The organism is Paenibacillus peoriae KCTC 3763 (genome assembly GCF_000236805.1).
Lineage (GTDB): Bacteria > Bacillota > Bacilli > Paenibacillales > Paenibacillaceae > Paenibacillus > Paenibacillus peoriae.
In genome coordinates this window covers 136050-160811 of record NZ_AGFX01000029.1, presented here as the reverse complement: position 1 = coordinate 160811, position 24762 = coordinate 136050, and the positions used below count along the sequence as shown (strand labels likewise).

19 protein-coding genes and 1 riboswitch are annotated in these 24762 nt (G+C 48.5%); of the genes, 6 read left to right on the top strand and 13 right to left on the bottom strand.

What is annotated here, in order from left to right; translation table 11 throughout:
* Window positions 1–2 precede the first annotated feature (2 nt).
* From KQI_RS0115940 to KQI_RS0115925, 4 genes are all read right to left on the bottom strand, one after another.
* Window positions 3–653, bottom strand: coding sequence for an amino acid ABC transporter permease (locus KQI_RS0115940; protein ID WP_010347820.1), 651 nt, complete (start codon window positions 651–653; stop codon window positions 3–5).
* A gap of 14 nt (window positions 654–667) precedes the next feature.
* Complete coding sequence (locus KQI_RS0115935; protein WP_010347819.1) at window positions 668–1327, bottom strand: amino acid ABC transporter permease; 660 nt, start codon at window positions 1325–1327, stop codon at window positions 668–670.
* A gap of 124 nt (window positions 1328–1451) precedes the next feature.
* Complete coding sequence (locus KQI_RS0115930) at window positions 1452–2282, bottom strand: transporter substrate-binding domain-containing protein (RefSeq protein WP_010347818.1); 831 nt, start codon at window positions 2280–2282, stop codon at window positions 1452–1454.
* 42 nt (window positions 2283–2324) lie between these two features.
* A complete protein-coding gene (locus tag KQI_RS0115925) occupies window positions 2325–3062 on the bottom strand; it encodes an amino acid ABC transporter ATP-binding protein (RefSeq protein ID WP_010347817.1) in 738 nt (245 codons plus the stop codon).
* A gap of 319 nt (window positions 3063–3381) precedes the next feature.
* Here KQI_RS0115925 and KQI_RS0115920 point away from each other — a divergent pair, with 319 nt between their 5' ends.
* Window positions 3382–3849, top strand: a complete 468-nt coding sequence (locus KQI_RS0115920) for a cupin domain-containing protein (RefSeq protein WP_010347816.1) — start codon at window positions 3382–3384, stop codon at window positions 3847–3849.
* Between the two features lie 115 nt (window positions 3850–3964).
* Here KQI_RS0115920 and KQI_RS0115915 read toward each other — a convergent pair whose 3' ends face one another.
* From KQI_RS0115915 to KQI_RS0115905, 3 genes are all read right to left on the bottom strand, one after another.
* On the bottom strand, window positions 3965–4633 hold the full coding sequence (locus KQI_RS0115915; protein WP_010347815.1) for a class D sortase: 669 nt from the start codon (window positions 4631–4633) through the stop codon (window positions 3965–3967).
* 112 nt (window positions 4634–4745) lie between these two features.
* Window positions 4746–8324: an LPXTG cell wall anchor domain-containing protein gene (locus tag KQI_RS0115910; protein WP_010347814.1), complete on the bottom strand. Its 3579-nt coding sequence runs from the start codon at window positions 8322–8324 to the stop codon at window positions 4746–4748.
* Window positions 8325–8515: 191 nt separating this feature from the next.
* Window positions 8516–8597: riboswitch (cyclic di-GMP riboswitch) on the bottom strand.
* Between the two features lie 49 nt (window positions 8598–8646).
* Window positions 8647–9528, bottom strand: coding sequence for an AraC family transcriptional regulator (locus KQI_RS0115905; RefSeq protein WP_010347813.1), 882 nt, complete (start codon window positions 9526–9528; stop codon window positions 8647–8649).
* A gap of 591 nt (window positions 9529–10119) precedes the next feature.
* On the opposite strand from KQI_RS0115905, the gene KQI_RS0115900 reads away from it, so the two are divergent.
* Entirely contained in the window at window positions 10120–11376 is a 1257-nt protein-coding gene (locus KQI_RS0115900; RefSeq protein ID WP_010347812.1) for a DUF445 domain-containing protein, read from the top strand.
* 240 nt (window positions 11377–11616) lie between these two features.
* Here KQI_RS0115900 and KQI_RS0115895 read toward each other — a convergent pair whose 3' ends face one another.
* From KQI_RS0115895 to KQI_RS0115860, 6 genes are all read right to left on the bottom strand, one after another.
* A complete protein-coding gene (locus KQI_RS0115895; protein ID WP_010347811.1) occupies window positions 11617–12291 on the bottom strand; it encodes an NAD(P)H-dependent oxidoreductase in 675 nt (224 codons plus the stop codon).
* A 369-nt stretch (window positions 12292–12660) separates the two neighbouring features.
* Window positions 12661–13908 carry a stalk domain-containing protein gene (locus KQI_RS0115885; protein WP_010347809.1) on the bottom strand — a complete coding sequence of 416 codons (1248 nt, stop codon included), beginning with the start codon at window positions 13906–13908 and terminating at the stop codon, window positions 12661–12663.
* Window positions 13909–14444: 536 nt separating this feature from the next.
* The gene (locus KQI_RS0115880) at window positions 14445–15200 is read right to left on the bottom strand and encodes a YcnI family copper-binding membrane protein (protein WP_010347807.1); all 756 of its coding nucleotides are present in this window, start codon (window positions 15198–15200) and stop codon (window positions 14445–14447) included.
* Between the two features lie 57 nt (window positions 15201–15257).
* Window positions 15258–16979 carry a copper resistance CopC/CopD family protein gene (locus KQI_RS0115875; RefSeq protein ID WP_010347806.1) on the bottom strand — a complete coding sequence of 574 codons (1722 nt, stop codon included), beginning with the start codon at window positions 16977–16979 and terminating at the stop codon, window positions 15258–15260.
* A 248-nt stretch (window positions 16980–17227) separates the two neighbouring features.
* Window positions 17228–19078, bottom strand: a complete 1851-nt coding sequence (locus tag KQI_RS0115870; protein WP_029390190.1) for a bifunctional diguanylate cyclase/phosphohydrolase — start codon at window positions 19076–19078, stop codon at window positions 17228–17230.
* A gap of 282 nt (window positions 19079–19360) precedes the next feature.
* Window positions 19361–19954 (bottom strand): DUF5317 domain-containing protein, encoded by a 594-nt coding sequence (locus KQI_RS0115860; RefSeq protein WP_010347803.1) that lies wholly within the window; start codon window positions 19952–19954, stop codon window positions 19361–19363.
* A gap of 215 nt (window positions 19955–20169) precedes the next feature.
* Between KQI_RS0115860 and KQI_RS0115855 the strand changes: the two genes are divergently transcribed.
* From KQI_RS0115855 to KQI_RS0115840, 4 genes are all read left to right on the top strand, one after another.
* Window positions 20170–21399 (top strand): multidrug effflux MFS transporter, encoded by a 1230-nt coding sequence (locus KQI_RS0115855; RefSeq protein ID WP_010347802.1) that lies wholly within the window; start codon window positions 20170–20172, stop codon window positions 21397–21399.
* A gap of 127 nt (window positions 21400–21526) precedes the next feature.
* Complete coding sequence (locus KQI_RS0115850) at window positions 21527–21877, top strand: metal-sensitive transcriptional regulator (RefSeq protein WP_010347801.1); 351 nt, start codon at window positions 21527–21529, stop codon at window positions 21875–21877.
* A 57-nt stretch (window positions 21878–21934) separates the two neighbouring features.
* Window positions 21935–22135 carry a copper ion binding protein gene (locus KQI_RS0115845; protein ID WP_010347800.1) on the top strand — a complete coding sequence of 67 codons (201 nt, stop codon included), beginning with the start codon at window positions 21935–21937 and terminating at the stop codon, window positions 22133–22135.
* Between the two features lie 115 nt (window positions 22136–22250).
* A complete protein-coding gene (locus tag KQI_RS0115840) occupies window positions 22251–24725 on the top strand; it encodes a heavy metal translocating P-type ATPase (protein WP_010347799.1) in 2475 nt (824 codons plus the stop codon).
* Window positions 24726–24762: the final 37 nt, after the last annotated feature.

Sequence of the window (24762 nt, the reverse complement as noted above, 5' to 3'; positions counted from 1 at the left end):
CATTAATGTGGACGAACCTCCAGCCTGCTTGCAATCAGCGACATACTGTAATTGACAGCAAAGTACAGGAAGGCGGCGAATAGCAGAGCCGGAATGACGAAGGATTGATTTTGACCGCCGACAATCTGAATGTTATGCGTCAGCTCCGGCAAACTGATTATGACAGCCAGTGAGGTATCCTTGAATAGGGAAATAAACTGGCTGACAATGGGCGGAACCATGCGACGAAGCGCTTGGGGCAGGATGATATGCCATAAGGTGCTGGAATAGCTCAGCCCGGAGGAACGTGCGGCTTCCACCTGTCCTTTATGAACCGAATTGAGACCGCTGCGTACAATCTCGGCGATCATGGCCCCCTCGAAGATCGACAGTCCCGTAATGGCTGCCCACTTGAGAGAAATGGAAAAACCGATGGATGGCAATACCATGCCGATGAAGAAAATAATGAGCAATAATGGAAGATTGCGAATGAGATCAATGATAAAGGCCGCAACCTGTGAAATGACAGGCAAGCGCGTATAGCGCAGGATGCCGAATACAATCCCGAGAGCAAAGCTGAACACGATAGAGTAAATGGCGACCTCCAGTGTTAGCAGGAAGCCCTCCAGTATAAAGCGCACATTAGGCCATACAAACAATCCGCTGAAATCCATGCAGGCTTCCCTCCTTAGGATGTTTTGGACAGACGTCGCTCCATATACAGTACAAGAAAGCTGAGCGGAACCGTCAATGTAAGGTACAACAACGCCGTGATGGCATAGACTGTGATGGGCAAGAAGGTATCCGAGTTAATCAGATCCGAGTAATACATCAGGTCCAGTCCGGCTACAATGGCCAGCACGGAAGAGTTTTTGACCAGATTAATGAATTGGTTGCCAATTGCAGGCAGTACGACCTTGATGGCTTGCGGTAAAATAATGCTGATCATCGTCTGGTTGTAACTTAGCCCGGAGGATCTTGCCGCTTCAAATTGCCCCTTGGGGACAGCTTGAATACCGGCACGTATGGCTTCCGCAATAAAGGAGGCTGTGTATACGGTCAAGCCAAGCGTTCCGGACACAAATCCATCCAAAGGGATACCCAACGTGGGAAGCCCGAGATAAAAAAACAGCACCACGATAAGTAGCGGAATATTACGAATAACCTCTACATAGACGGTGCCGATCCAGTTGAGCCATTTAAAAGGTGCAATTCGAAGGATGGCGATGACAGCTCCCAGAATAAAGCTGCCGATCAAGGCAATCACGCTGGCTTGGACGGTATAAAGCAAGCCTTCTCTAAAACGATCGCCATGATCGAAAAGTACATTGATATCAAAAGTAAGCATCTGCGCATGTACCTCCTTTTCCAAAAGCTATGGGGTATTCGGGGATGGATGGAGTTCCTTCTTGTGTGGTGTACAGCAGAAAGAAAGGAAGGAGCACGCAACCTGCGGCTCCTTCACAAGCGTATTATTCGGGTTTAACCCCAAGCCATTGCTCGTGGAGCTTATCGTATTCACCGCTGCTTTTTAGTTCCTTGAGCGTATCATTAATGGCTTGCAGCAGTTCAGGCTGTCCCTTCTTCACTGCAATGCCGTAAGGTTCCTCTGTGAAGTTCCCGCCTACAAGCGTATAATTCGGGTCTTGCTGCTGCATACCGAGCAGAATAGAGTTATCGGTAGTCAACGCCTCCCCTTTGCCTGCCTTGAGGGCGTTGAAAGCATCCTGATAGTTTTCGAACTCCAATATCGTTGCTTTAGGTGCTTTTTCGCGAATGTTTTTGGCGGAGGTAGAGCCTTTAACGGCGAGTACCTTTATATCCGGGGTCAGAGACTCCAGCCCGGTGATGGAGCTTCCTTTCTTCACGAGCAGAGATTGCCCGGCATTAAAATAGACGTCGCTGAAATCGACCTGCTTTTTACGTTCATCGGAAATGGTCATGGTCGCGATAATAGCGTCGATGTCCCCGTTTTGCAGCAAGGTGATACGTGTTTTGGACGTGACTTCCTTTAATTCAAGCTTGGTTTCATCGCCCAGAATATGTTTGGCTACAGCCTTGGCGATGTCGATATCAAAGCCTTCCACTTTCCCGCTGGCCGGGTCTTTCAGACCGAATAGCTTGGTATCGTACTTCACACCCACGACCAGCTTGCCGCGCTGTTTGATCGCTTCCAGCCCGTTGGCCGCTGCCGTCTCATTCCCCGACGTTGCCGCTTCTTGCTTGCCTCCACAGCCTGCCAGGACGAACAGGCAGGATATGGCTACCAGTACCAAGGCACTCCATTGGAATCCTCTTCTCATTAGAACAATCCCCTTTCGATTTACGCCACATTGGTAGTTTGTTTAATGATGAATCAGACGGCTCAGGAACAGACGAGCCCGTTCTTCACCCGGATTCTGAAAAAATTCGGCAGGCTGGCTGTCCTCCAAAATCTGTCCTTTGTCCATAAAAATTACGCGATCCGCCACTTCACGGGCAAAGCCCATTTCATGCGTGACGATGACCATCGTGATCCCCTGATGAGCGAGCGAGCGCATGACATCCAGTACCTCCCCGATGGTTTCGGGATCAAGAGCTGAAGTAGGCTCGTCAAACAGCATAATTTTTGGATTCATTGCGAGTCCGCGGGCGATTGCAACCCGCTGCTGCTGCCCACCGGACAATTGAGCGGGATAGCTCTGTGCCTTTTCCTCGATGCCAACGCGTTTCAGATAGGTGATAGCTGTTTGGGTAGCTTCTTCCCTGGAGATACCCAGCACCTTCATGGGTGCAAGTACAATGTTCTCAATCACCTTTTTGTGAGGATACAGATTGAAATGCTGGAACACCATCCCGATATTGCGGCGGAAGGTGTTGATATCAATCTTTTTGTCATGTACAGGTATTTCGTTGACGATCAGTTCCCCATCTGATATCGTCTCCAGACGATTGATGCAGCGAAGCAGGGTGCTTTTACCTGAGCCGGAGGGGCCGATAATCACGACCACCTCGCCCTCCTTAATCTGAAGATTGATGTTTTTGAGTACATGGAAGTGACCGTAATGTTTGTTAACATTGCGAAACTGGATCAGAGAGCTCACCCCTTTTAGGCTTGGATGCTTAGCTTAGTAGACGTACTGACATGATCAAGCCTTTTTAAATTTTCAAAATTTCCTATCATAATACTATAAGTTTACAATAAAAAACAATGTTTTATGTCACAAAAGTTAACGTATATTATATATTGGTATACTTTATTACTAGTTTATATGATGAAATCGAGTAAATATTCACAATTTTATGTTATTTAATATGACATAAAATTGTGATGTTCGACATGCGAAGGGAGAAACGTGACAAAAGCAACGCTATGTTTTACAGTAGGGAGGAAGGAATTTAGGGTAAAGGAAGGTTAGTACAATGACGAAAGCTATTTCACCGCTTGTAACGGCATTAGGCATGGAGCCCCATCCAGAAGGCGGTTGGTACAAAGAGATGTGGAAGGCTCATTTTCAAATTCCAAAACCCGTGCTGCCGGATATATACTCCGGTCCGCGGTTTGCAGCTTCGTCGACTTATTTCTTGCTGCATCCGGGCGAGTTCTCTGAGTGGCATGTTGTGCATTCAGATGAGCTGTGGCTTTATCATAGCGGGAGTCCTGTGGAGTTGAAGCTGGGTGGAAGCGGAGTAGAGCCCGGTGAAGAAACTGTAATTATCGTCGGTGCCGACGTGGAGGCTGGACAGCATCCGCAAGCGCTGGTCCCAGGTACGGTATGGCAAACGGCGCGTCCGCTTGGAGACGAACCTGTGCTGGTAACCTGTGTGGTTGCACCGGGATTCCATTTTGATGATTTCAAGCTGATTGCCAAAAATAAAACTGAATCTTGATGTGCCTATTGGGCGGGTGTATTGCTGTATTTCAACAGGAATCACCCGCCTGATTTATTTTTATTCGCAGGTTGAGGCATTCATGAACTTAGGTATTCATAAAATTGCCTTAAATTCAGGTACTTAGTTTAGCCTGAACAATGAGACGATGGGTGGGGGTTACGAGCGGGTTGCATGTAATCAGGGTGAGCAGCTTTTGCTTTTTGAAGCTCTTCAGAACAGACACATCCTTAGGATCGACCACCTTAATGCTGTAGACTCGATACACAAATTGCCCCCCTTGAGTGTTAACAACAATCTCATCTCCGAGCTCCATTTCATCCAGCCGATTGAACAAACGCCCGGGAGTACGAGCCCGATGAGCAGCAATCGCGGCATTTCCCACCTGTCCCAGTGTCCCCGTTTCCGCCATATGTACAGCCGCATGCTTCATGTTTTGTCGGGTTGCACCTTCCAGTACAGGCAGCTTCAAGTTGATACGGCTTATGCTAATGGTAGCTATCGGAGTTTGTTCATCGGCATTTGTAATGGGAGCAGGGGCCGGGGAAATGCTATGCCGTGCTTCGCTGATCGAAGCTTCCGTAAGCCGAGTGGACAAGCGAGTATAGCTATCCGCAAGCTGGGGATTTAAAACCGCTTCTTTTTTTTCGGGGGGAAGCTCTGCTGCCTTTAATAATAGCTCATGCTGCTCTCGATCCTCATTCCATTCCGTGGCTTTAGGAAACAAGATCAAGAGTATACCCAAGAAGATAAACGCGTAGGAAAGTTTGCGCAGCCTCAGCAAGCTCGACACCCCCTAAGCAATGTGCGGACATACATATTATGAAAACCACCCAGTTTCCCGGCTCACTCCAACGGAAATGGAATGAGCCGGGAAACTGGGGAGATCATCACTTTTATTTTTTGTTTGTCTTTCTGAATTTTAGAAATACACCCCACAGAATCATGGCTATGCCCGTCAAATAGAATGGAGCGGGGCTGCTTTCTCCCGTTTGGGGTAATTGGTGTACCTCAGGTGTATCCTCTGGATCTTCCGGCTGTTTCCCCGGAACTTTGGGGTGAGCCTTAGGTTTGGGATCGTCCTTCTTTTCTATCGGAGGCACTGGGTCTAGCTGAGGCAAGACGACTGGCGGCACGGGCAGAGTCTCGGGTTCATCCTGATCCGCTGGCGGTGGTACAGGTGCAGGCTCCTCCTGTGGAGGGACAATATCCTCTGGAGGTTTGGGCTGTGACGGAGGAACGTTTATTGACGGCATATCGGGTATTTCCGGATCATTGTCATGTTTTTTACCTGGGCCTCCCGGATGGGTAGGCGTTCCCGGTTCTGTAGGATTCGTGGGGTCTGTCGGAGTTCCAGGATCTACTGGCGGGTCAGGCTCGTTTTTCTTTTCTTTTTTATTGGTGATGACAATCTGCTTTACACCAGAGCTTTGCTTGAGTGAGCCGCCTATTTTGATTTCCAGCTTGCCCTCGGTTATTTTATAGCCCTCCGGTGCTGCCAGCTCTTCCAGGATGTAATTATCATGAAGCAAGGAGGAAAAAACAATTTTGCCGTCCGCATTGGTGGTCTGAATGAGCGGAGCTCTTTTTTGGGTTTTATCGTAGAGTGCAAACCGCGCTCCTGGTAGTACCTTGTCAGGCACATCCTGATCCACCTTGGTCAGCTCCAGGCTTTCGGTTATGCCCCCGCCGGAACCGGAGCCGGAAGACGTCCGCACGATAATTTCCTGACTAGTCTCGCGCAGCTCTGTCGTCAGGCGATCTCCCTCAAAGGAAACCTTGTTGCTCACCTTGGCTTTGTCCTCGGCGTTAATGAATGATTGATACTCCAGGATAAAAGCGGAGGAAATATCCTTGGCGAAAGCAAGCTCAAAAGTTTGCTGACCTTGGGTGTCGGTCTTGATATACAGCGTGTAATCTTGATTTCTGATCAGCTCGGCGCCCTTGGCGGTATTTCCGTTGGCGGCAATGGTTGTAGAGTATACGTGAAAAGAATCCTCAATTAGTATCTGATTGCTGCTGGGCTGATCTATAATTTTGGCGTTGGACACATGTGACTGTCCTTCATTGATACGGATGTTCCAATCGATCTTGTTTCCATTCTGTGTTCCCGCTTTAGATACATATTCTCCGCCATGAGGGATCGTGACTTGGGCTGCCCATTCCGAGACCGTTTTTTCTCCATCCAGCAGCAAGGCTTTATTATGGAATTCCTTTTCGATCAATTCCCCTTCCAGTGAAGTTTGAAAGGTAATCCAGTAGGGGGTCTGCATCTTATTTTTGAACTGGATACGCAACTCTTGACCATTTTGCTCCGAGGGAGGGACGACGGTGTATTGATCTGGTGGGATTTCATCCCCTTTTTGTACGCCATCCCACCATCCCAGCAAGGTCATATCGTATACTTTTACGGAGCCGGACACTAGCTTCTGGCCTTGCAGCAAGGGGTCTCTCACTTGAGCGTGGTTCAGGGTCTTGCGATTGTAGTTGGCTTTAATGTCCCATGTAATGAGCTTGGAGTTTGCATTATAGCTTCCTTGTTTGGCCCCGTTCCGTTGTGTCATAAAGTCCGGCCAGATCGGGCATTCCACTTCGTACGATGAGGTGTCTCCGTTTTCATACTGATAATCTATAGTGGATCTATTGCGAAACTCGGGCTTACTCGTATCCGTTTTCCAGTCATTATTATAGGTGGTTGAATATTTAATCGTGTATGCTTGCTGAATCGTTTTATGAAAAATAAGCGTAAAACCTTGTCTGTAATCCTGTGATAGCGGAACCAGCTCATAATCTGTGGGCGCGTGCAGTTCTGTTGTTCCGTCAACGCTTTGAATTTTCAGAGTGTTCGGCAGCAAGGCCAAGCCGCCGTTAGGAAATACATCTCGCATGACAATATTTTTCATGGTGTATAGATCGGTATTCATGGTAATCACCCAAGGTATAATTTTGGTGTTGTAGTTGGGTGTGTCATACGCTTTAGTCATGACTCCGCTTATGATTTCCGTCGATACGATCTTTTCGGTTCCATCGGAGGTTATGATGTTTGTAATTTTTTCATTTTCATAGATACGGCCCCTGGCCTGGGTCTGATACCGGATCGTGTAGGCTGAATCTACGTCAAAGTTGAATTGAAGTTTGAAGCCGTTTCGGTCAGGATAATCGACAGGGATGACGGTGTACGCCCAAGCAGGCAGCTCCTCCAAGGTGTTACCCTTAAATACCTTCAGGGAGCCCGGCAGCAATTTTTGAGTTTTGTTGAAATGATCAATCAAGAGGGCTTGGGCCTCGGGGATTTTTTTCTCACCGAAATTATATTTTATGACCCACGAGAGCGTTTGCGTGGCCTGATCATATTTTTCAACCTTTTTGGACAAAAATTCACCACGCTCCACCTGAACCGTGGCGGTAGCAGAAACGTTCTCTATCGTATCTCCTGAAAGACCCGCTGTGTTGGAGAAACGAGATTCGTCGCCAATAATGCGGGTGGAGTATTGAATCTGATAGGCAGTGCTAATGCTCTCGTCTTGAAAGCGAATCACCAATCCTGTCCCGGCCTGATCCGTTTCAATGGCATATTTACTCGTGTTCACAGGATCTCGAACGACGGTGGAGCCATCGATATTGACTTGCAGATGATAGAGCCGAATAGAGTCTTTTATGAGCTCCAGCCCTGAAGGAGTGGGATCAGTGATGAGGGCATGCTTTACGGTGTTTAGCTGCTTGTTCACATCAATGGTCCAGTCAATCCGATTGGAGCCATCGGTTTTCCCTTGTTTGCTTAGGGTTGGCCCTGACTGGGGTTTGACATTCACGATGACCGTTTGGACCCCGCCTTTAATCGGAATCGCAATGATGATCTCGGTGCTGCCTTTTACCGTTTCCTTGGTGAACTCGGTTTTGATTTGCAGCTTGCCGCTGACATTGGAGTGATTCTCTACATATTGGTTAAAGGTCATGATCACCTTGCCCTGACGATCTACGGTGAAGCTGCCTGCGGTGCCGTCGGTGGTTACCAATGGAGATGAGATATCAGTGTAGATGACAAACTGTTCTGGTAATTGGAAGGTGAAGGTGTCTCCAGCTTTGTAGGTATTGTCGGGAAGTTCCCATTCATAGCCCAGTTGGATGGCTGATCCGATATCCAGTTGACTGCCGGGGTTATATACCGCGTCAATGACACGTCCCGCTTCATCCGTCAGGATCAGCTTGGTTAGTATACTCTGTGGAGCCGTTGCAGCATGAGGCTCAGCGTTTGCTGCTGCCTGAACGATAGGGTTCGTGTCGGAAGGAACCTCCATGGCAGGTTCAGGAGTTGGGACACCGTATACAGCATCTGTAATGGGTTGTACGGGATCGACAACAGCACTTTGCGGCTGTTCCAGGGCTGGAGTATCTGCGTAAGCCAGCGTTGCACTGAAAAAGCTTTGGATAATGAGCAATAAGGCAATGATCATAACATTTATTTTTGTTCCCATGCTCCAAGTCATTCTCCTATTCATTGTAATATGGCAATGCTTCCGAGATTAGTATATTCAGCGTGCTAGGCTGGCATGACTATCCCAACAGAAAAAAGCCCTGATCTTAGCGATCAGGGCTTTTCTTGGAGAGAGGCATAGCATTATGTTGTTGATCTATGTAAAAAAGACATAATAAAAAGCTCGTTCATTTCGGTGGCTGGCTGCCATCCGTTGGAGGAAGGCCCTATAGCTTTGCGTCACTGCCTTTCGACAGTTTTGCCGTTATCGTGAATAGCTTGTGCGTCTATCATCTATCAAACTGATTTATGTGACCTCTCATTTACAACTTGGAACGGTTCCCCCATTTTTTTCGGAAGGAATGAGGAGTTTCTCCTACATGTTCCTTGAACAGATTAATAAAATGGCTCGTATTGGGAATCCCTACGTATCTCGCAATATCTACAATGGACATGCCACTGGTTTTAAGCCAGGTTTGGGCAGCCGTGATGCGGACATTAATGAGATAATCAATAGGCGAGAATCCAATTTGTTTTTTGAAATTTTTAGCCAAATTAAACTTGTTTAATTCGAACATGTCTGCCAGCGAGTCCAACGTAATACGTTCACTGTAGGACTCATCCAAATATTGCTGCACCCGACGTACTTCGCTGAGCGTTTCTGCATTTACATGCGGACGATCGTAGGGATGCTGCAAAATGCATGTCAGTATTTCAGCAATGAGTCTGGACGTTAGCAGCTCGGCGGAAAGACTTCTGTCAGACTGCCCGCAAATCAGAGCATGCAGCTTGTCCAATATAGCATATGGATTGTGCATGGATAATACGGGTTTGTTATACTTGGTAAATTGTTCGTAAAAATTTTCGATCAGGTTGCCATACAAGTATAAACTGATAAACTCCCAAGATTCATGACCGGAGGTGCTGTATTGTACATATTCCTTGCAATTAATGAAAAACAAATCATACGGATTCAGAATATACTTCTTGTCCCGGTACAGTAATTCTCCCTTACCAGACAACGTAAAAACAAGCAAAAAGGAGGTAAGATCATTCCTTTCCATCGTAAAACCAGATGATTTTTGGAAGTAGCCTATTTCCTGGATATACAAAAGGGATTGCTTGGCAAAAGCGGAGGGAGTGCGTACAATTACAACCGGATCGCCGTTCCAGAGGCCTTTGTTGTTTTTTTGGTCTGTTGTCATATCCAATTCCTTTACAAAGAAGCAATTTTATCAAGCTTATCATAGTTTGATTTATCAATATATAATGGCTGATTAAACATGATTTCCTATTTATAAAATTTTATTTTATCACATCGAATATGTCCATATAGCAAAATAGTAAATTATGTGTGTGAGCTTTGTGGAAGTCTTGTTTGTTATGGATACTTAACTTGATAATCCATATACAGAAGTCGAATAATGTTGAAAGAATCTGAGGATATCATGGATCAAACCCCTTCTGAGGTTAAATACCGGGACGATGCTAAAAAAGGTATCTTAATGCCCATTCAACTTTCCTATTCACTTCTCCTTTCGTTTTAAAAAATTTGGGACTTCATTCTGCTAAAATAGTTCGTAAGACTTATTATTGAAAATAAGATTTTGGTCCCAGTGCTGTGATGTTGTTCACAAACATGAATGTAAAAAAGAGGATATATGTATAAAAAATTACGCAAAAAATCAGATTATTTAGGGTACTCCTCACTTTGGAAATCACACTGGCAATGATATGATGGGTAATAACAGGTATAGTACTTTACTTACTCGACAGTCAGTTTGGAGGATTACAGGATGGGAAAATCAAAAAATACGAAAACTGCAGCGGCTTGGTCGCTCGTTATTCTGGGGGCGGGCTTTGCAGCTACGTTGCCCTTCCAGCAATATGGCTGGGCTCGTTTGTTGGCTGGTGCTTTTGAGGCAGGACTTGTCGGGGGACTGGCGGACTGGTTCGCCGTCACTGCATTGTTCCGTCATCCGTTAGGTATTCCGATTCCACATACGGCGCTACTTCCCAAAAACAGGGGAAAGCTCACGAACGCATTGGTGAGTACGGTGGAGAATAATTTGCTTAACAAAGACAGCATCGCGTCTAAAATTGCTGATATCCGTTTGGCCGATTTAGTGCTGAATGGTGTGGAAAAAGGATTGCGTACGCCGGAAGCTGCGGCATCCATAAATGTTCTTGCCAAACGGCTCGTTCAGTCACTCCCGCTCGCGGAACTGACTCCTGTCATTGTGGCAGAGCTTAAACGGCAGGCGACTAATTTTGACGCTGGGCCATTGCTGGAGGCCCTTGCTCATCAAACCAGTGAGAAGGGCTACGATCGCCAGGTACTGGATTACACACTGGAGCAGGCCGAGTCCTGGCTTTTGAAGCCGGAGACAGGCTACATGCTGGGTGCCTTGGGAATGCAGGCTATCAGCGGTTTACAGGTGAGCGGGCTGATGCAGTTTGCCTTGAATGCGTTCCTCGGCTATCTGAACGAAGAGCGTATGGGTGAAATGATTCGCCATTTCCTGTTGAATCAGGCAGCAGAACTGCAAAGAGAAGAGCATCCGCGCCGTCAGGCTGTGCAGGATGGTCTGAGAGCCCAATTGACCCGATTAGCGACGAAGGATACGGTTCAGGAAGGATTGAACGGCTGGAAGAACAGCCTTGTTGCAGCCTGGGAAGGCGATGCGTCGGTGCTCGGTAAAATGGAGGAGCTGCGTGCACGTTTATTGAACTATATGGAGGACGGAAGCTATGTGCCGACCTATATTTTACCGCTATTGGATCGGATGATGACTGATTTGAGAGGAAACACCGAGCTGTTGGACAAGATCAATGCACGAATAGTGGAGGAGATTACCGGATTGGTGGAAGCCAACCACAGCCGGATTGGTAATCTGGTACGCGAAAATATAGATAAAATGGATAATAAATCTCTGATTGCGATGATGGAAGACAAGCTGGGTCAGGATTTGCAATGGATACGTATTAACGGTGCCGTTACAGGCTTCCTGATCGGTATTGTCCTGACAGGCATCCGGATGCTGATCCATTAGAACAAGAAATGCTATGGATAAGGTTGCGGAACCATGAGGCTTTGGCATGAGCATCTTATCAGCATAATGAAGTATATGAAGGAGTGTCTGGATAACTTGGCCTCCAAGGGTATTTTAATAGAGATTGAAGGGATATAAAAAAGTGGGCTGCGGTGTGTTCATCCTTCAGATGAAGTGCCGCAGCCCGTTTTTTTGAATGCTTCATTGCTTGGTGTTTAGGAGGAGGTTCAAGGTATCGGGTTACAGAATCCAGCGTGTGACCTTTTCCAGCGGTTGTCTGGATTTTTCCCGCTTGGGTTCATGGGCGCGATAACCGAAGGCGGCCATGACCGAAATATCCAGTCGTCCGTCCTCCAGCAGTCCTTCTTCCTCCAGGATGGCATGCACCTGATCGTAGTTAAAGCCCTCAATCGGGCACGAATCAATGCCGATCTGAGCCGCCGCCGTCATCATATTGCCCAAGGCGATATAGGTCTGCTTGGAAGCCCAGTCGAATAGCGTACGTTCGTTTTCCAGCAGGCGTTGATTTACACCCTGAAAAATTTTGTAGCGACCCGGTAGCGAAGCAAAGTCTTCCTCGGACATGCCTTTTACCTCTTTATACATATACTCCACATAAGGAGAATCATATCGTACATCCTTGCGCGCCAAAATGAGGACGACATGGCTGGCCTGAGGAATCTGCTTTTGTCCCCCACTGGACACCGTAGCCAGTTTTTGTCTTAAAGCCTGATTTTGTACGACCACAAACTGCCACGGTTCAAAGCCGACGGAGCTTGGGGAAAGACGCCCGGTTTCGAGTATAAATTGAAAATCCTCCTCCGGTATGATGCGATCAGGATCGAATTCCTTCGTTGCGTGTCTGAACAGAAAGGCATCCAGAATTTCCTGTTTTTTAGCGGATGTATTGGACATAAAACGTATTCCCTCCAGTTGGGTTTAGTTGGTGCTTTATATATTCTCTGCTAATATAATGAGAGCTGATATCGAATATATAGTCATCATATAGGAAGTTTTTGGATGGAACAAGTACGCACATATTTGTTCCCTGTCACAGATCTGAGGCTAAAGGTCTACATCCTGCAGAAAGAAGGGGAATACATGACGCACAAAATGGAAAATTAAGTAAGTGTAAATTTTGGATGTCCTGTGGCGACAACCTCCAATTCGGGGAAGCATTTTTGTTGAGATGGGCATAAGGAAAGCCCGCTGATGATTTCATACATGATGTATGAGAACATTAGCGGGCGGAATAAGCCCAGGGTTATTTTATAAAATGTACATCTATTTAAACTCGATGGCCTCGTTCATTTTCGTCCAAGCCGTTTCTCCGATGATGCCCAGCCGCCAGATGGCGATGCCTTTGAGGTCATAACGTTTGGCCAAACCGACCTTGGCGTTAACGGTGCTGTCTTTTTCACTACCCATCGAAATCCCCAAAATGAGCTTGTCCCGCGAAGTTTCCTTCAAGGCCAGCTTTATGGCTTCGTCCACTTTGTCCAAAGGCTCAGGCGTCGCCTTTTGGCCATAATCATAAGCCATAATGATCAAATCGTCCGCCAGATTGCCCAGCGTCTTGTAATCATAGCCAGAGTAAGAGCTGTTCAGCGGATGGAGAACGACGGTGAGCTTGAGTCCAGCCTGATGCGCTTTGGCCGACAGCTTTTGGATAAAGGCGTTGTAGTCTGAACGAGCTTTGGCTTTATCGCCGCTCAAGCCCAGTCCTTCCAGATCAAGCGTGATGCCCTTGAATTGTTTGTCAGTGGCAGTGCTGACGATTTGGGAAATGGTCTGTTCTTGAAGCTGTGCATTGTCCAAAACCTTGGTTAGCTCGTGATTACCGTCGACCGAATAAACCATCAGATAAGGGGAAGTCCCCTGGCTGTCTGCGTCCTGTATGATAGACTCCGGTGTTACGTCTCCAGCGGCTTGAGGCCATTTGTATTCTTTGCCGCTTGTCGTAAACTGTCCGTTCGTATCAATTCGGCTCCAGCCGAAGGCTACGGCGTTAAAATTGGGTATCTTGGATTTTTGGTCAAAGGAAGATAGCGCATAGAAGCCTACCGTATACATGGCCTCACGTGGCGATGTAATGGAGACCGTCCGTGTTGCCTGATTCCAGTTGACTGTGGCCCCGAATTGCTGTCCGAAAAAGCCCAGCGGAATCATCGTGCTGCCGTGCACGGTTTGCGGAGCAGCTGTTAGTTGAACCGTTTGTCCGTCCACTGTGGCATTGCGGCTACCCATCTTTAGAACCACCTGCTTGGTTGCAGAGCCTTGTGTTTTGGTAGCGGTGATGCTTTGGCTGGTCTGATCCCATTTCACTGTAATGCCGAGGGCTTCCGAAATAGCACGAAAAGGAACCATGGTCGTGCCATTCATCATTGCGGGCTGCACGGGGAACGGTAACGGGTATCCGTCCAGCATAATGCTGACCTTGCCCGCCTCCGCTTGTGCCAAGGGGCTATAGATGCCCGCTGCGGTGCTCAGAAAAATAGCGCCAGATAACAAAGCCTTATTTACGATTTTCATCCTATGATCTCCTATGCTCAATAGATTGCAAAGCTATTATGCTAGAATCGTGAGGTATCTACCATTTTACCAAAAAAATGATAGATAGGTGAATGTGAGGATGGTAGCTTTAAAAGAAACTTTGTGCTAGATGAAGTCCAAGCTAGTATAAGAGCAGCAAGGTTCGCTCCCGATTTAGCATCAATAGAAAGAATGACGCTACTAAGAGATGCCATAACCTGATAAAAAAGTGCTGATTTGCGTATACGTGATATGAAGGGAGAGCTTTATATTGAAGAAGTTAGTATCTCCTGATCTCGTTCAAGCAGGGGGAAGTGTTTATAGATTGGAAGGTTAATGAGTTATGGCGGAAAGAGACGAAGGATAGATATCTAATACCAAGCTTGCTCCTTTAACAATAAAAATGGGAGGGAGCTTTTTTGCATGGTAATCCTATGAACAGCGCACATCGATATTCAATCGGTGTGCGCTGGTTGAGTTTTGCCTGAAATCGCTGGTACGTAACGGTGACTGATTTTTGCTTGTTAAGCTAAAGCTTACTTGCGGCGCTTGAGCGCAATGCCGACAGCTGCTGAACCAAGCACGACTGCAATAATCGAAAGGACGAGTGCGGTCGTCTGTACTGCCGAGCTGGCTGGAGCAGTAGCGGCAGGCGCGGCTTCGGTAGCAGGGTTCGAAGCGGGCGCGGGGCTAGTGCTATCTTGAGCCGTGTCTGTGCTCGCGTGGCCTGCTGCAGTGCCCGCCGAATCATGCCCACTGTCGGCGGCAGGAGCAGGAGCAGGAGCTTCGGATGCGGCCTCCGTCGTTATTTTGGTAATAGAATGGGGATTGTTGCTTCCTTCGTCGCCTGTCCATTCCACGATGCTTCCGTCACTGTAATACTGGAAGGCGTTCCAGGGTGCTTCGGTATTCTGGTCTGCATTTTGTGCTACAAAGCTGAAGCGTTGGTATTGCCCTGCTTGAATACCGTCTTTTTCCGCCGACCAGGTAACGGTGGTCACTTTACCGGAGCTGTCCTTTTCAGTGGCTACCTTCCAATCCGGTACAGGCTCGTATTGTTTAAAAACGACCTCTTTCGGGATTTTTAAAGCGACTTTGGTGGTGGGAATGTTTTTCTCTACGGGCACCTTCAGCGTATAGGTTTCCCACGCATTGGGCTGTGAAACGGAAGGCTTAACCGTCACGTGTGCACTGGCCATACCTGCAAAAAGCAAGGCACCTGCTGCAATCAGGCCCGCGGATGCCGCAAACCTGGAAAATCTGGATTTTACCGCTTGAATCGCTGTATTCATATTTATTTCGCTCCTTTTCATGTGAGGATTTTGCACAATCCTGAAGTCATAAAATGTTTATTTTTTCCCGCCTACGTGCAGGGTAAAGTCAGCATCTACCGCATCAAGAGATACCGTCAGGGCGTGTACTTTGACAACCCATGTTCCCTCGGCGGTCATCAATTCCTGACTGCGGAAGGGCTGCTGCTTCACGGGGAGAACAAATTCCTGCCGAGCTTTGTCAGGGGCTGCCGGAACGAGCGTCAATGTAACCTGCTGAATTCCTGAAACCGCAGCCCCTTTGCGATCCTGAATGGTTACCTTAAATTCATTGCTGCCCACAGCATTGGGGCTGACCGCCAGCGTGACCCTATACTCGTCCGTAGTGCGTGTCTCCTCGAACGGTACAGCAGGGGCCTGGCCGGGCGACAGGTGGGTGAGCAGCGCAGCGAGCAGCATCACGAGCAGACCGACGCACAGCTCGGTGCGCAACCCCACGGCGGCCCGCTGAGGCGCGGCCGCTTGCCGTGCGCTGCGGAACTGGCTGGCCGCGAAGGCCAGCATGACCAGCAGCAGCGCTGCTTTCCCGAGCAGAACGAGTCCGTAGGACGTGTTCAGCAGCATGGAGGGAGCCGGGACATACAGCACGGCTCCATAGATACCGGTGGCGAGCAGCGCTGCCACCATGGCAATGCCCCAGCCGGCGAAGCGGCGCAGGGCTGCTTGTCGCAGAGCTGTCCGCTCCGGCACGGACAGCTCTGACCCGGCCACAGGCAGGCACACAGCCATGACGGCAAGTGAGCCGATCCAAAAGGCTGCGGCCGCCAGGTGGACAAAGTCCGCGGCAATGGCCGGAGCCGGATGGGTCGCCGCTGCCGGATGGCCGACAAAGGCTTTGGACAGCATGACGCTCAGCGTCAGGATAACAGAGCTGTAGCCCCACAGACGGCGCTGGCGGATGGAAATGCTGTGATCCAACGTGTAAATCAGCGTTACACTCAGCAGCAGTACGAGAACCATCTGGATGAACCAGACTTGTCCTGCCCCTGTAAACTGGAGTGCTTCTCCCAGGATCGGGAGTGTAAAGCCCTGCCCGATGGAAACCCCCGCATCCCATGAGGCCTGAAGCGGCAGGCTGATCAGAATGGCGGCAGACGTTATGCCGTAGCCGCTCCATAGCAGCACAGGCCAGCGAGGCAATGTGGCAGAGAAGCGTTGATCAAGCTCCTGTGACGCCTCTGACTCCTTGCCCTTACCTCGGCCTAAGCTTGGCAAGATGAACAAACGGAAGCAAAGCGCTCCAAAAAGCAGCGATATTCCTATGTACAGGAACCATCGGACAGCGATTAAGTCGAGGCGTGATGCTACTGAGCCTTCAGATGCGGCAGTTTGGTTGGTATACGAATTGGAACCGCTACCGACTTGAAAGGGTATGACTCCATTAATCGGGTGTCCGTCTGCCGACAGGGCTCTCCAATTAACGGTGTAAACTCCATTTTTCATCCCCGGAATCAGTTTGATTTCCATGGTGGCTTTGTGTTCCGGGTTGAGCTGTGCTTTTCCTGTATCGACTCGCTTGCCTGCTTCATCGGTCACCTTGATCGACATAAAGGCAGACTGCAAATCCTCATTAAAGGTGATGCTCACCTGTGAAGGCGACTTGTCCAAAACCTGATTTTCGGTCGGACTGGATTCAATGACAAACGCATGAGCCCATAATGAGCGAGGAAATAGGATAAGAAGCGGTAGGCACAGCAATAGAAGACAAGCCACGCGAGCTTGCCTGGACAGGTACAACATGCCTGTGAAGTCACCTTCTCTCGATTACTTGAAGCGAGGATATCCTCATTTGTAATATTTTATACAGACAAATCCGATCTCTATTTATCATAGTCCATATAGCATGAATAGATGGAGCGAATTATGACATTTATATGAAATTTGAAATAAATTTTATTTGCATGTTCTAATCATATGAAAACCCCTACCGATGTGGAAATCTGGATGATTTCTGACGGTAGGGGCAATGAGGTCGAGCCTGTGGAGAGTTAGAGGCCTGTTTCCATGGAATCCATGAAAGCAGGTTGCTTATGCTGAATATAGTGGATAAAAATAGCCGTTAGTTCGGGATCGAATTGACCGCCTGAGCAGGCGCGCAACTCCTCAATGGCCTCCTCGAACGTTTTGGTGGGTTGGTAAGGACGTTCAGTCGTCATTGCATCAAAAGAGTCGATAATTGTCAGCATCCGACACAGCCGGGGAATTTGCTCACCCCTAAAGCCAAACGGATAGCCTCCTCCATCATAACGTTCATGATGCAGTTCCACAAAAGGAACCAAATCTATAAATCGTTCGTTGGCTTCGACAATACGTTTGCCCCACATCACATGCGCTTGCACCATCTGCCATTCCTCACAGGACAGCTTCTCTTTTTTATTGAGAATATTCCATGGGATTTCCAGCTTGCCAATGTCATGAATGAGCGCACCCAGCGCAAAACGTCGTTTGTCCTCCGGGCTGAGATGAAGCACTTCGCTCATGTCTGCTGCATATCTGAATACCCGTTTGGAATGCTTGAAGGTATTGATATCCTTGTACAAAAACAGATTAAGCTGCTGTTCGATATCACGAATATCCTGCCCCAGATCGACTTCGCGTTCCACTTCATTTAAACTGCCATGTGTATGAACGATATTTTTCCCTTGCTTCTTGGCGTAGTACAGTGCTTTATCTGCCAGATCGACCAGCTGTGATTTGTCGTAGATGTCGATGCGGCTTTGTGCGATGCCTGCGGAGAAGGACAAGCAGCCGTGCGGGAAAATTTCCACGCCCTCGTAGCGAGAGTCATTTAGCCTTTTTCGGATGGCATTAACGATTTCGTAGGCTTGTTCAGCGGTATGGTCAGGCATAAGCAGGGTGAACTCTTCTCCGCCATAACGGGACACCGTGATGTGGGTACCAGAGGTTTCCTTTTTTAGAAAATCACCGAGAAATCCCAGCAGTTGATCGCCTTTGAGGTGGCCAAAGTGATCATTGTATTTTTTGAAATCATCAATATCGATCAGCGCCAAACTGAGAGGAATGTTCTGGGATCTGGATATATCCAGTTCGGCTTCAAGTGTATTTTCAAAGTAGCTGTGATTGTAGAGCCCTGTTCTGCGATCCATGTTGGCCTTTTCCTCGATTTCCCGATACATCGTGAACATCTGCTTGAAGGCGTGAGACAGGAGCATGCTTAGTCCAAGGACCAGCAGAAGTCCCAAAATGCCGTTGTAATACATCAACGTAGTCAACACCAGAGACAGGATGAGTGTACATAAATATACGAGCAGGGATTCAGCCACAAAAGCCTGTTTTAGCTCATTGAAGGACCCCTTGTGTGCGATATAAAAGTAGAGCCCCAGTGTGATTGTATTCACCGCAAAGTAGCAGATTAGCGCGAGCAGATAGGACGTAAAATGCTCGGCATTCAATGCCCCCTGCGTTCCGCCGGCTAGCTCAAATACGATGGAAGACAGGAAAATGGAAAGTGCATAAATGGAAAAATTGACGGTATGCTTCCACCATGATAGCTCTTTATGCCGGAACGCGGCAATGATTGCATTGAACAGCAAAACCAGAATGGCAATTTCGATGCCATGCACAAAAATACAAGCAAGGTACACGGAGGAGTCCATGGACTGCTTGTTGCTGGCCGGTGGTAGCTGGAAGGTAAAATGCTCCAGAATCAGAACTGCTCCCAATAGGGAATAGATCGTGACCCACTCTGTTGTCGAATAGTGCAAAAAGGACCAGTGGTTCGTATACAACAGGATAATCACGCCTGCTGTACATATGAGAAACACGTATATTCCCGTCGCGGTAACCCGTTCTTGCAGCTTTTTTATTATACTCATCATTTCTTCTCCTGCCTTGTCGTATCTAGATGTCAAAGCTACCAGGGGTGAATGGGATAATTTACAATTTTGTAATCGGAAATTTCACATGAAAAAACAGGCCGGAATCCAGCCTGTTTTGTTGAGCCTGTGCTTCCTGTTATTCTTATCGGTGACTAGCCTCCAATTTTGTAACCGGAAGTCAAAGCAATTACGACAGAAGCGACGATAATGGCATTGATAATCACACGGGAATATTTCAAGTTTTTCATAGGATTCCCTCCCTTCCTTGGAATAAGGTACGCATTAGGCGTGGCGGGGATTGGTTTCTTGCTGATTATCCTTCTTCTTGTTCATGATCATAATGCTTTGGATAAACAGGAACATCCCGAAGTTCATGACGACATCTCCAATACTGATCACCTGCGTGCGGGGATAGGGCTTGGAGAGGGGGATGATATCACCTAGCAATGATAAATGTGTGCTTGCATCCATCATATAGTGCTTCGAGATGACGCTTCCAGATTTAAGCATATCTGTATAATAGGGACCCAGCACCTCCGAAGCGCTTAACGAGACCGGCATCCTGCCTCCATTCACCGCCATGACGATAAAATTCAACATTACGCCGATGAAAATAAGCCCGAATCCCTTATGATGTCTGTTCAACCAGAGAAATATCAATCCAATCACATAAATGCCCATAAATAAATATCCGTTAATGGACGCCAGCCAAGCCCACTTTTCCTGGGCATAAAAAATAATAAACTGCACCAGCAGCAGCAAAGGAAACATCCAGCCGGCGATGAGGCGAATTTGACTGAAACGGATCAGCCCTTGCCGCCAGCCTCCTCGGAGCAGACCTACAATGAGACCCAGCAGCACTCCATCATAGACCATTATCATTCTCCAGATTCCATAAATTTTTTGTTTCGAATACATGTTTTGGATATAGTACAATTCGACCTGAAATTGGTAAATTCCTGCCTGATATATAGCAGTTTTGAAAAAAAAATCGCGGATTAGCGTGTAATTATTCGAAGTAGGCCGAAATGATGATATCATAATATATTGAAGTCATATTTTATATTTTTTTGAAAAGGATGATTCTTATTATGAACCGGTTTTCCAATACGGTAATGGTTGCCGCAGATATGACCAAATCCCGAATTTTATGGATTGCTTTTGTCCTGGGAGCATTGAGTGCTTTTGGACCCTTGTCCATAGATATGTATTTGCCTTCATTACCTACATTAGCCGACAATCTGCATACAACCACTTCGCTGGCACAGCTTAGTTTGACCGCCTGTCTGCTGGGACTGGCAGTGGGTCAGATCGTTGCCGGTCCGCTTAGTGACGTCAGAGGTCGAAGAGCGCCACTGGTCATCTCGCTTATTCTGTACGCTGCTGCTTCGCTGCTATGCGTATTTGCGCCGAATATTGGTATGCTCATTGCGCTTCGTTTTGTTCAAGGACTCACCGGGTCGGCGGGAATCGTAATCTCCAGAGCTGTGGCACGTGATCTATACTCAGGCAAAGAATTGACGCGCTTTTTCTCATTGCTCATGCTGGTAAATGGCGTGGCTCCCATTGCCGCACCTGTGCTGGGCGGAGTGATCCTGAACTTTGTTTCCTGGCGCGGTGTGTTCATGGTGCTGTGCCTGGTCGGTGTGGCTATGCTGATTGCCGTCGTGCTGGGCTTGCCGGAAACGCTGCCTGTTAATCGCCGCTCATCCGGTGGCTTGAAGCAGACGCTGGGTACGCTCGGTCATTTGTTTGCGGATCGACGCTTTATGGGCTATGCCTTCTCGCAGGCACTCATTACAGGGGCAATGTTCGCGTACATCGCTGGATCGCCGTTCGTGCTTCAGGATATTTTCGGGGTCTCCCCTCAGACGTATAGCATCATTTTCGCGGTGAATGGCTTGGGGATTGTGCTGTTTTCCCAGCTGACTGGCAGACTCGTAGGCCGCTTCAACGAGCGGCAACTGCTCTTGTCGGGCTTGGTGATTGCAGCTGTAGCCGGGATCAGCCTGCTTACCGTGGCTTTTACCGGAGGTCAATTGTTTGCTGTTCTAGTTCCCCTGTTTTTCATCGTTTCCTGCGTGGGAATTGTGAGCACAACGACGACTTCACTGGCTATGCAGAGCCAGCAGCGTTCCGCCGGTAGCGCATCTGCCATGCTTGGCTTGCTGCCTTTGTTGCTTGGCTCCATCGCTTCGCCGCTAGTAGGCTTGGGTAGCGGCACAACACCTGTACCCATGGCGGTCGTTATCGCTATTGCAGAGATCGGTGCGCTGTTAAGCTTTCTGGTGCTTGCGAAGGAAGGAAGCGCGAAGGCTTGAAATAAGGCAAACAAGTGACATTTTTCTGGAAGCTTGACATACCCCGTGGGGGTATATTATGATAGGGACATATTAACAAATGCACTATGTACTACACAGGCATATACACAACACAGGAGGCTGATGTATGGCTGAGGAGCAACCTGTTTCCCACCATGAAGTTCACGAGAATCATTGCGGAACAGACGGGGAAAAGACAGTTAGAAAAAGTCATCACTCGGCAGAATTCAAGAATAGTCTTACATCCCGGTTGAACCGTATTGAAGGTCAGGTGCGCGGAATTAAAGGCTTGATCGAGAAGGATACCTACTGTGATGATGTGCTGAACCAGATTGCGGCTGTCCAGTCTGCTTTGAATGGTGTCGGCAAGCTGCTGCTGGAAGGGCATATGAAAAGCTGTGTCATTGAGCGCATGCAGGCAGGAGAGCCGGAAGTGATCGACGAGCTGCTGGTTACGGTCAAGAAGCTAATCCGTTAAAAGCAATACCCATACACATCATCGGGTACATGAAGTACCCCGGAGGAGGAAAAGGAAATGGCACAAGTTACATTGAACGTAGAAGGCATGAGCTGTAATCACTGCGTGAAAGCAGTAGAAGGAGCTTTGGAGAAGGTCGGTGCTTCCGGCAAGGTCAATCTTGAAGCGAAGCAAGTGGCTGTGGAGTACGATGAGTCCAAACTGAACGTGGAAGCTCTGAAAAACGCCATTGAAGACCAAGGCTATGACGTTGTTTAAATTTAAGCTGATTCATGCGTGAAGAGATTTGTTTTAAAGGAGGAGCTTCCATAGCAGGAGCTTTTTCTTTTTGAATACAATATACCCCTGTGGGGTATGTAGGAGGAGAGCTACCATGGAAAACCGTGTGACCGACGGTGACAAGCAGACGACGCTTCATATTACAGGGATGTCCTGTGCCGCCTGCGCTAGCCGTATTGAAAAAGGTCTGAATCGGATAGACGGCGTGGCCCAGGCCAATGTGAATTTGGCGCTGGAGCAGGCGTCGATATCGTATGATCCGAAGCAGGCGGATATCCCTGATTTTCGCGATAAAATTGCTTCTCTTGGGTTTGGAACTGTAAGCGAAGAAGCCAATCTGAATGTGACAGGCATGACATGCGCAGCTTGTGCAACCCGGATTGAGAAGGGCCTGAATCGAATGCCAGGTGTGACAGGTGCTACGGTGAATTTGGCAATGGAAACGGCTCATGTCGAATATGCGGCGGGGAGTATTATAGTCGGGGATCTGGTAAGCAAGATTGAGCAACTGGGCTACGGAGCGATCCCGCAGAGCGCTGATGATCATATAGCGGATGTGCGCAACAAGGATATCCAGCGTAAAAAATGGAAGTGGATCGTGTCGGCAATACTGTCGTTTCCGTTATTGTGGGCGATGGTGGCTCATTTTTCCTTTACCTCATGGATTTATGTGCCGGAGCTGTTTTTAAACCCGTGGTTCCAGCTTGTGCTGACAACGCCAATCCAGTTCATTATTGGATGGCAGTTTTATGTGGGGGCGTATAAAGCGCTTCGCAATGGAAGCTCGAATATGGATGTGTTGGTTGCACTGGGTACGTCTGCGGCTTATTTTTACAGCTTGTACCTCACCTTGCGGCCGTCAGCCCCTATGGAGGACATGGGAGGAATGGCAGGTGTGACAGGAACAGGGGTCATGACCATGCCTGAGTTATATTACGAGACCAGCGCAGTGTTGATTACGCTTATTTTGGTTGGTAAATGGTTCGAGGCGGTAGCCAAAGGACGTTCGTCCGAGGCGATCAAAAGTCTGATGAGTCTCCAGGCAACGACGGCACGTGTGGTGCGTGATGGACAAGAGCTCGATGTACCGATTGAACAGGTACGTGTGAAGGATATCTTTATGGTACGCCCCGGCGAGAAAATTCCCGTCGATGGGGTGGTCGTGGATGGGCGCTCGGCGGTGGATGAATCGATGCTAAGCGGTGAGAGCCTTCCAGTTGAAAAAGAGGCCGGTTCCCCGGTCACAGGAGCCACGCTCAATAAAAACGGGGTACTTCGTATCCAGGCCGAGCGTGTGGGTGGCGATACGGCGTTAGCCCGTATTATTAAAGTCGTGGAGGAAGCACAAAACTCCAAGGCCCCGATTCAGCGGATCGCGGATCAAATCTCGGGTATTTTTGTACCCATTGTAGTTGCCGTTGCCGTGATGACGTTTCTCGTCTGGTTTTTCCTTGTGACACCGTCTGATTTTGCAGGTTCATTGGAGAAAATGATTGCAGTGCTCGTCATTGCTTGTCCTTGCGCGCTCGGATTGGCTACGCCAACGTCCATTATGGCAGGATCGGGACGTGCCGCAGAATATGGCATCCTGTTCAAGGGTGGCGAGCATCTGGAAATGACCCGTTCCATCAACGCGGTGGTACTGGATAAGACAGGTACGGTTACGAACGGCAAGCCGGTACTGACGGATGTTGTTGTTGAAGAGGACAGATTCGCTGAAACGGATCTACTGCGATGGCTCGGTGCGGCGGAAAAAAGCTCGGAGCATCCACTGGCGGAAGCCATTGTAAAGGGGATTGCGGAACGCGACATTAAGCTGGTGGAACCGACAGATTTTGAAAATATTCCGGGTTATGGCGTGAAGGCTCATGTGGAAGGCAAGCAGGTACTTGCAGGTACACGCCGATTGATGAGCAGGGAAGGCATCGCGATAGCTGACTCCGCCGAGCAACATATGAATGAACTGGAAAACGCAGGGAAAACAGCCATGCTTGTCGCTGTCGATGGCGCCTATGCCGGACTGGTAGCCGTGGCGGATACGATCAAAGAAACGTCACGGGAGGCCGTTGCCCGTCTGCGGGCGATGAACATTGAAGTCATCATGATTACGGGCGATAATGAACGGACCGCGCGTGCGGTAGCTGCCGAGGCTGGAATTGGGCGGGTACTGGCGGAGGTGCTGCCTGAGGGCAAGGCTGAAGAAGTGACACGGCTCCAGGAACAAGGCTTGGTCGTAGCCATGGTGGGCGATGGTATTAACGATGCGCCTGCACTGGCTACGGCTAATATTGGGATGGCGATGGGCACGGGTACGGATGTGGCGATGGAGGCCGCCGATATTACGCTCATGCGCGGCAACCTGAACAGCATTCCTGACGCGATCGAAATGAGCCGCCGGACCATGACTAACATACGCCAGAATCTGTTTTGGGCGCTCGGTTACAACGTAATCGGTATCCCGATTGCTGCCTTGGGCTTCCTTGCCCCGTGGCTGGCGGGAGCAGCCATGGCATTCAGTTCTGTTTCGGTCGTGCTGAATGCGCTGCGCCTTCAACGAGTAAAGCTGTAATCTCAACCCAAATAATGACGGCAATGGCATTCACGTC

What these genes read in the sequence shown, in the direction of transcription:
- KQI_RS0115840 (WP_010347799.1), top strand. Translation starts at nt 22,251, where the DNA reads ATGGAAAACCGTGTGACCGACGGTGACAAGCAGACGACGCTTCATATT.
- KQI_RS0115910 (WP_010347814.1), bottom strand. Translation starts at nt 8,324, where the DNA reads ATGGGAACAAAAATAAATGTTATGATCATTGCCTTATTGCTCATTATC.
- KQI_RS0115895 (WP_010347811.1), bottom strand. Translation starts at nt 12,291, where the DNA reads ATGTCCAATACATCCGCTAAAAAACAGGAAATTCTGGATGCCTTTCTG.
- KQI_RS0115870 (WP_029390190.1), bottom strand. Translation starts at nt 19,078, where the DNA reads ATGATGAGTATAATAAAAAAGCTGCAAGAACGGGTTACCGCGACGGGA.
- KQI_RS0115875 (WP_010347806.1), bottom strand. Translation starts at nt 16,979, where the DNA reads ATGTTGTACCTGTCCAGGCAAGCTCGCGTGGCTTGTCTTCTATTGCTG.
- KQI_RS0115930 (WP_010347818.1), bottom strand. Translation starts at nt 2,282, where the DNA reads ATGAGAAGAGGATTCCAATGGAGTGCCTTGGTACTGGTAGCCATATCC.
- KQI_RS0115880 (WP_010347807.1), bottom strand. Translation starts at nt 15,200, where the DNA reads ATGAATACAGCGATTCAAGCGGTAAAATCCAGATTTTCCAGGTTTGCG.
- KQI_RS0115935 (WP_010347819.1), bottom strand. Translation starts at nt 1,327, where the DNA reads ATGCTTACTTTTGATATCAATGTACTTTTCGATCATGGCGATCGTTTT.
- KQI_RS0115845 (WP_010347800.1), top strand. Translation starts at nt 21,935, where the DNA reads ATGGCACAAGTTACATTGAACGTAGAAGGCATGAGCTGTAATCACTGC.
- KQI_RS0115905 (WP_010347813.1), bottom strand. Translation starts at nt 9,528, where the DNA reads ATGACAACAGACCAAAAAAACAACAAAGGCCTCTGGAACGGCGATCCG.
- KQI_RS0115855 (WP_010347802.1), top strand. Translation starts at nt 20,170, where the DNA reads ATGAACCGGTTTTCCAATACGGTAATGGTTGCCGCAGATATGACCAAA.
- KQI_RS0115860 (WP_010347803.1), bottom strand. Translation starts at nt 19,954, where the DNA reads ATGGTCTATGATGGAGTGCTGCTGGGTCTCATTGTAGGTCTGCTCCGA.
- KQI_RS0115885 (WP_010347809.1), bottom strand. Translation starts at nt 13,908, where the DNA reads ATGAAAATCGTAAATAAGGCTTTGTTATCTGGCGCTATTTTTCTGAGC.
- KQI_RS0115940 (WP_010347820.1), bottom strand. Translation starts at nt 653, where the DNA reads ATGGATTTCAGCGGATTGTTTGTATGGCCTAATGTGCGCTTTATACTG.
- KQI_RS0115900 (WP_010347812.1), top strand. Translation starts at nt 10,120, where the DNA reads ATGGGAAAATCAAAAAATACGAAAACTGCAGCGGCTTGGTCGCTCGTT.
- KQI_RS0115920 (WP_010347816.1), top strand. Translation starts at nt 3,382, where the DNA reads ATGACGAAAGCTATTTCACCGCTTGTAACGGCATTAGGCATGGAGCCC.
- KQI_RS0115850 (WP_010347801.1), top strand. Translation starts at nt 21,527, where the DNA reads ATGGCTGAGGAGCAACCTGTTTCCCACCATGAAGTTCACGAGAATCAT.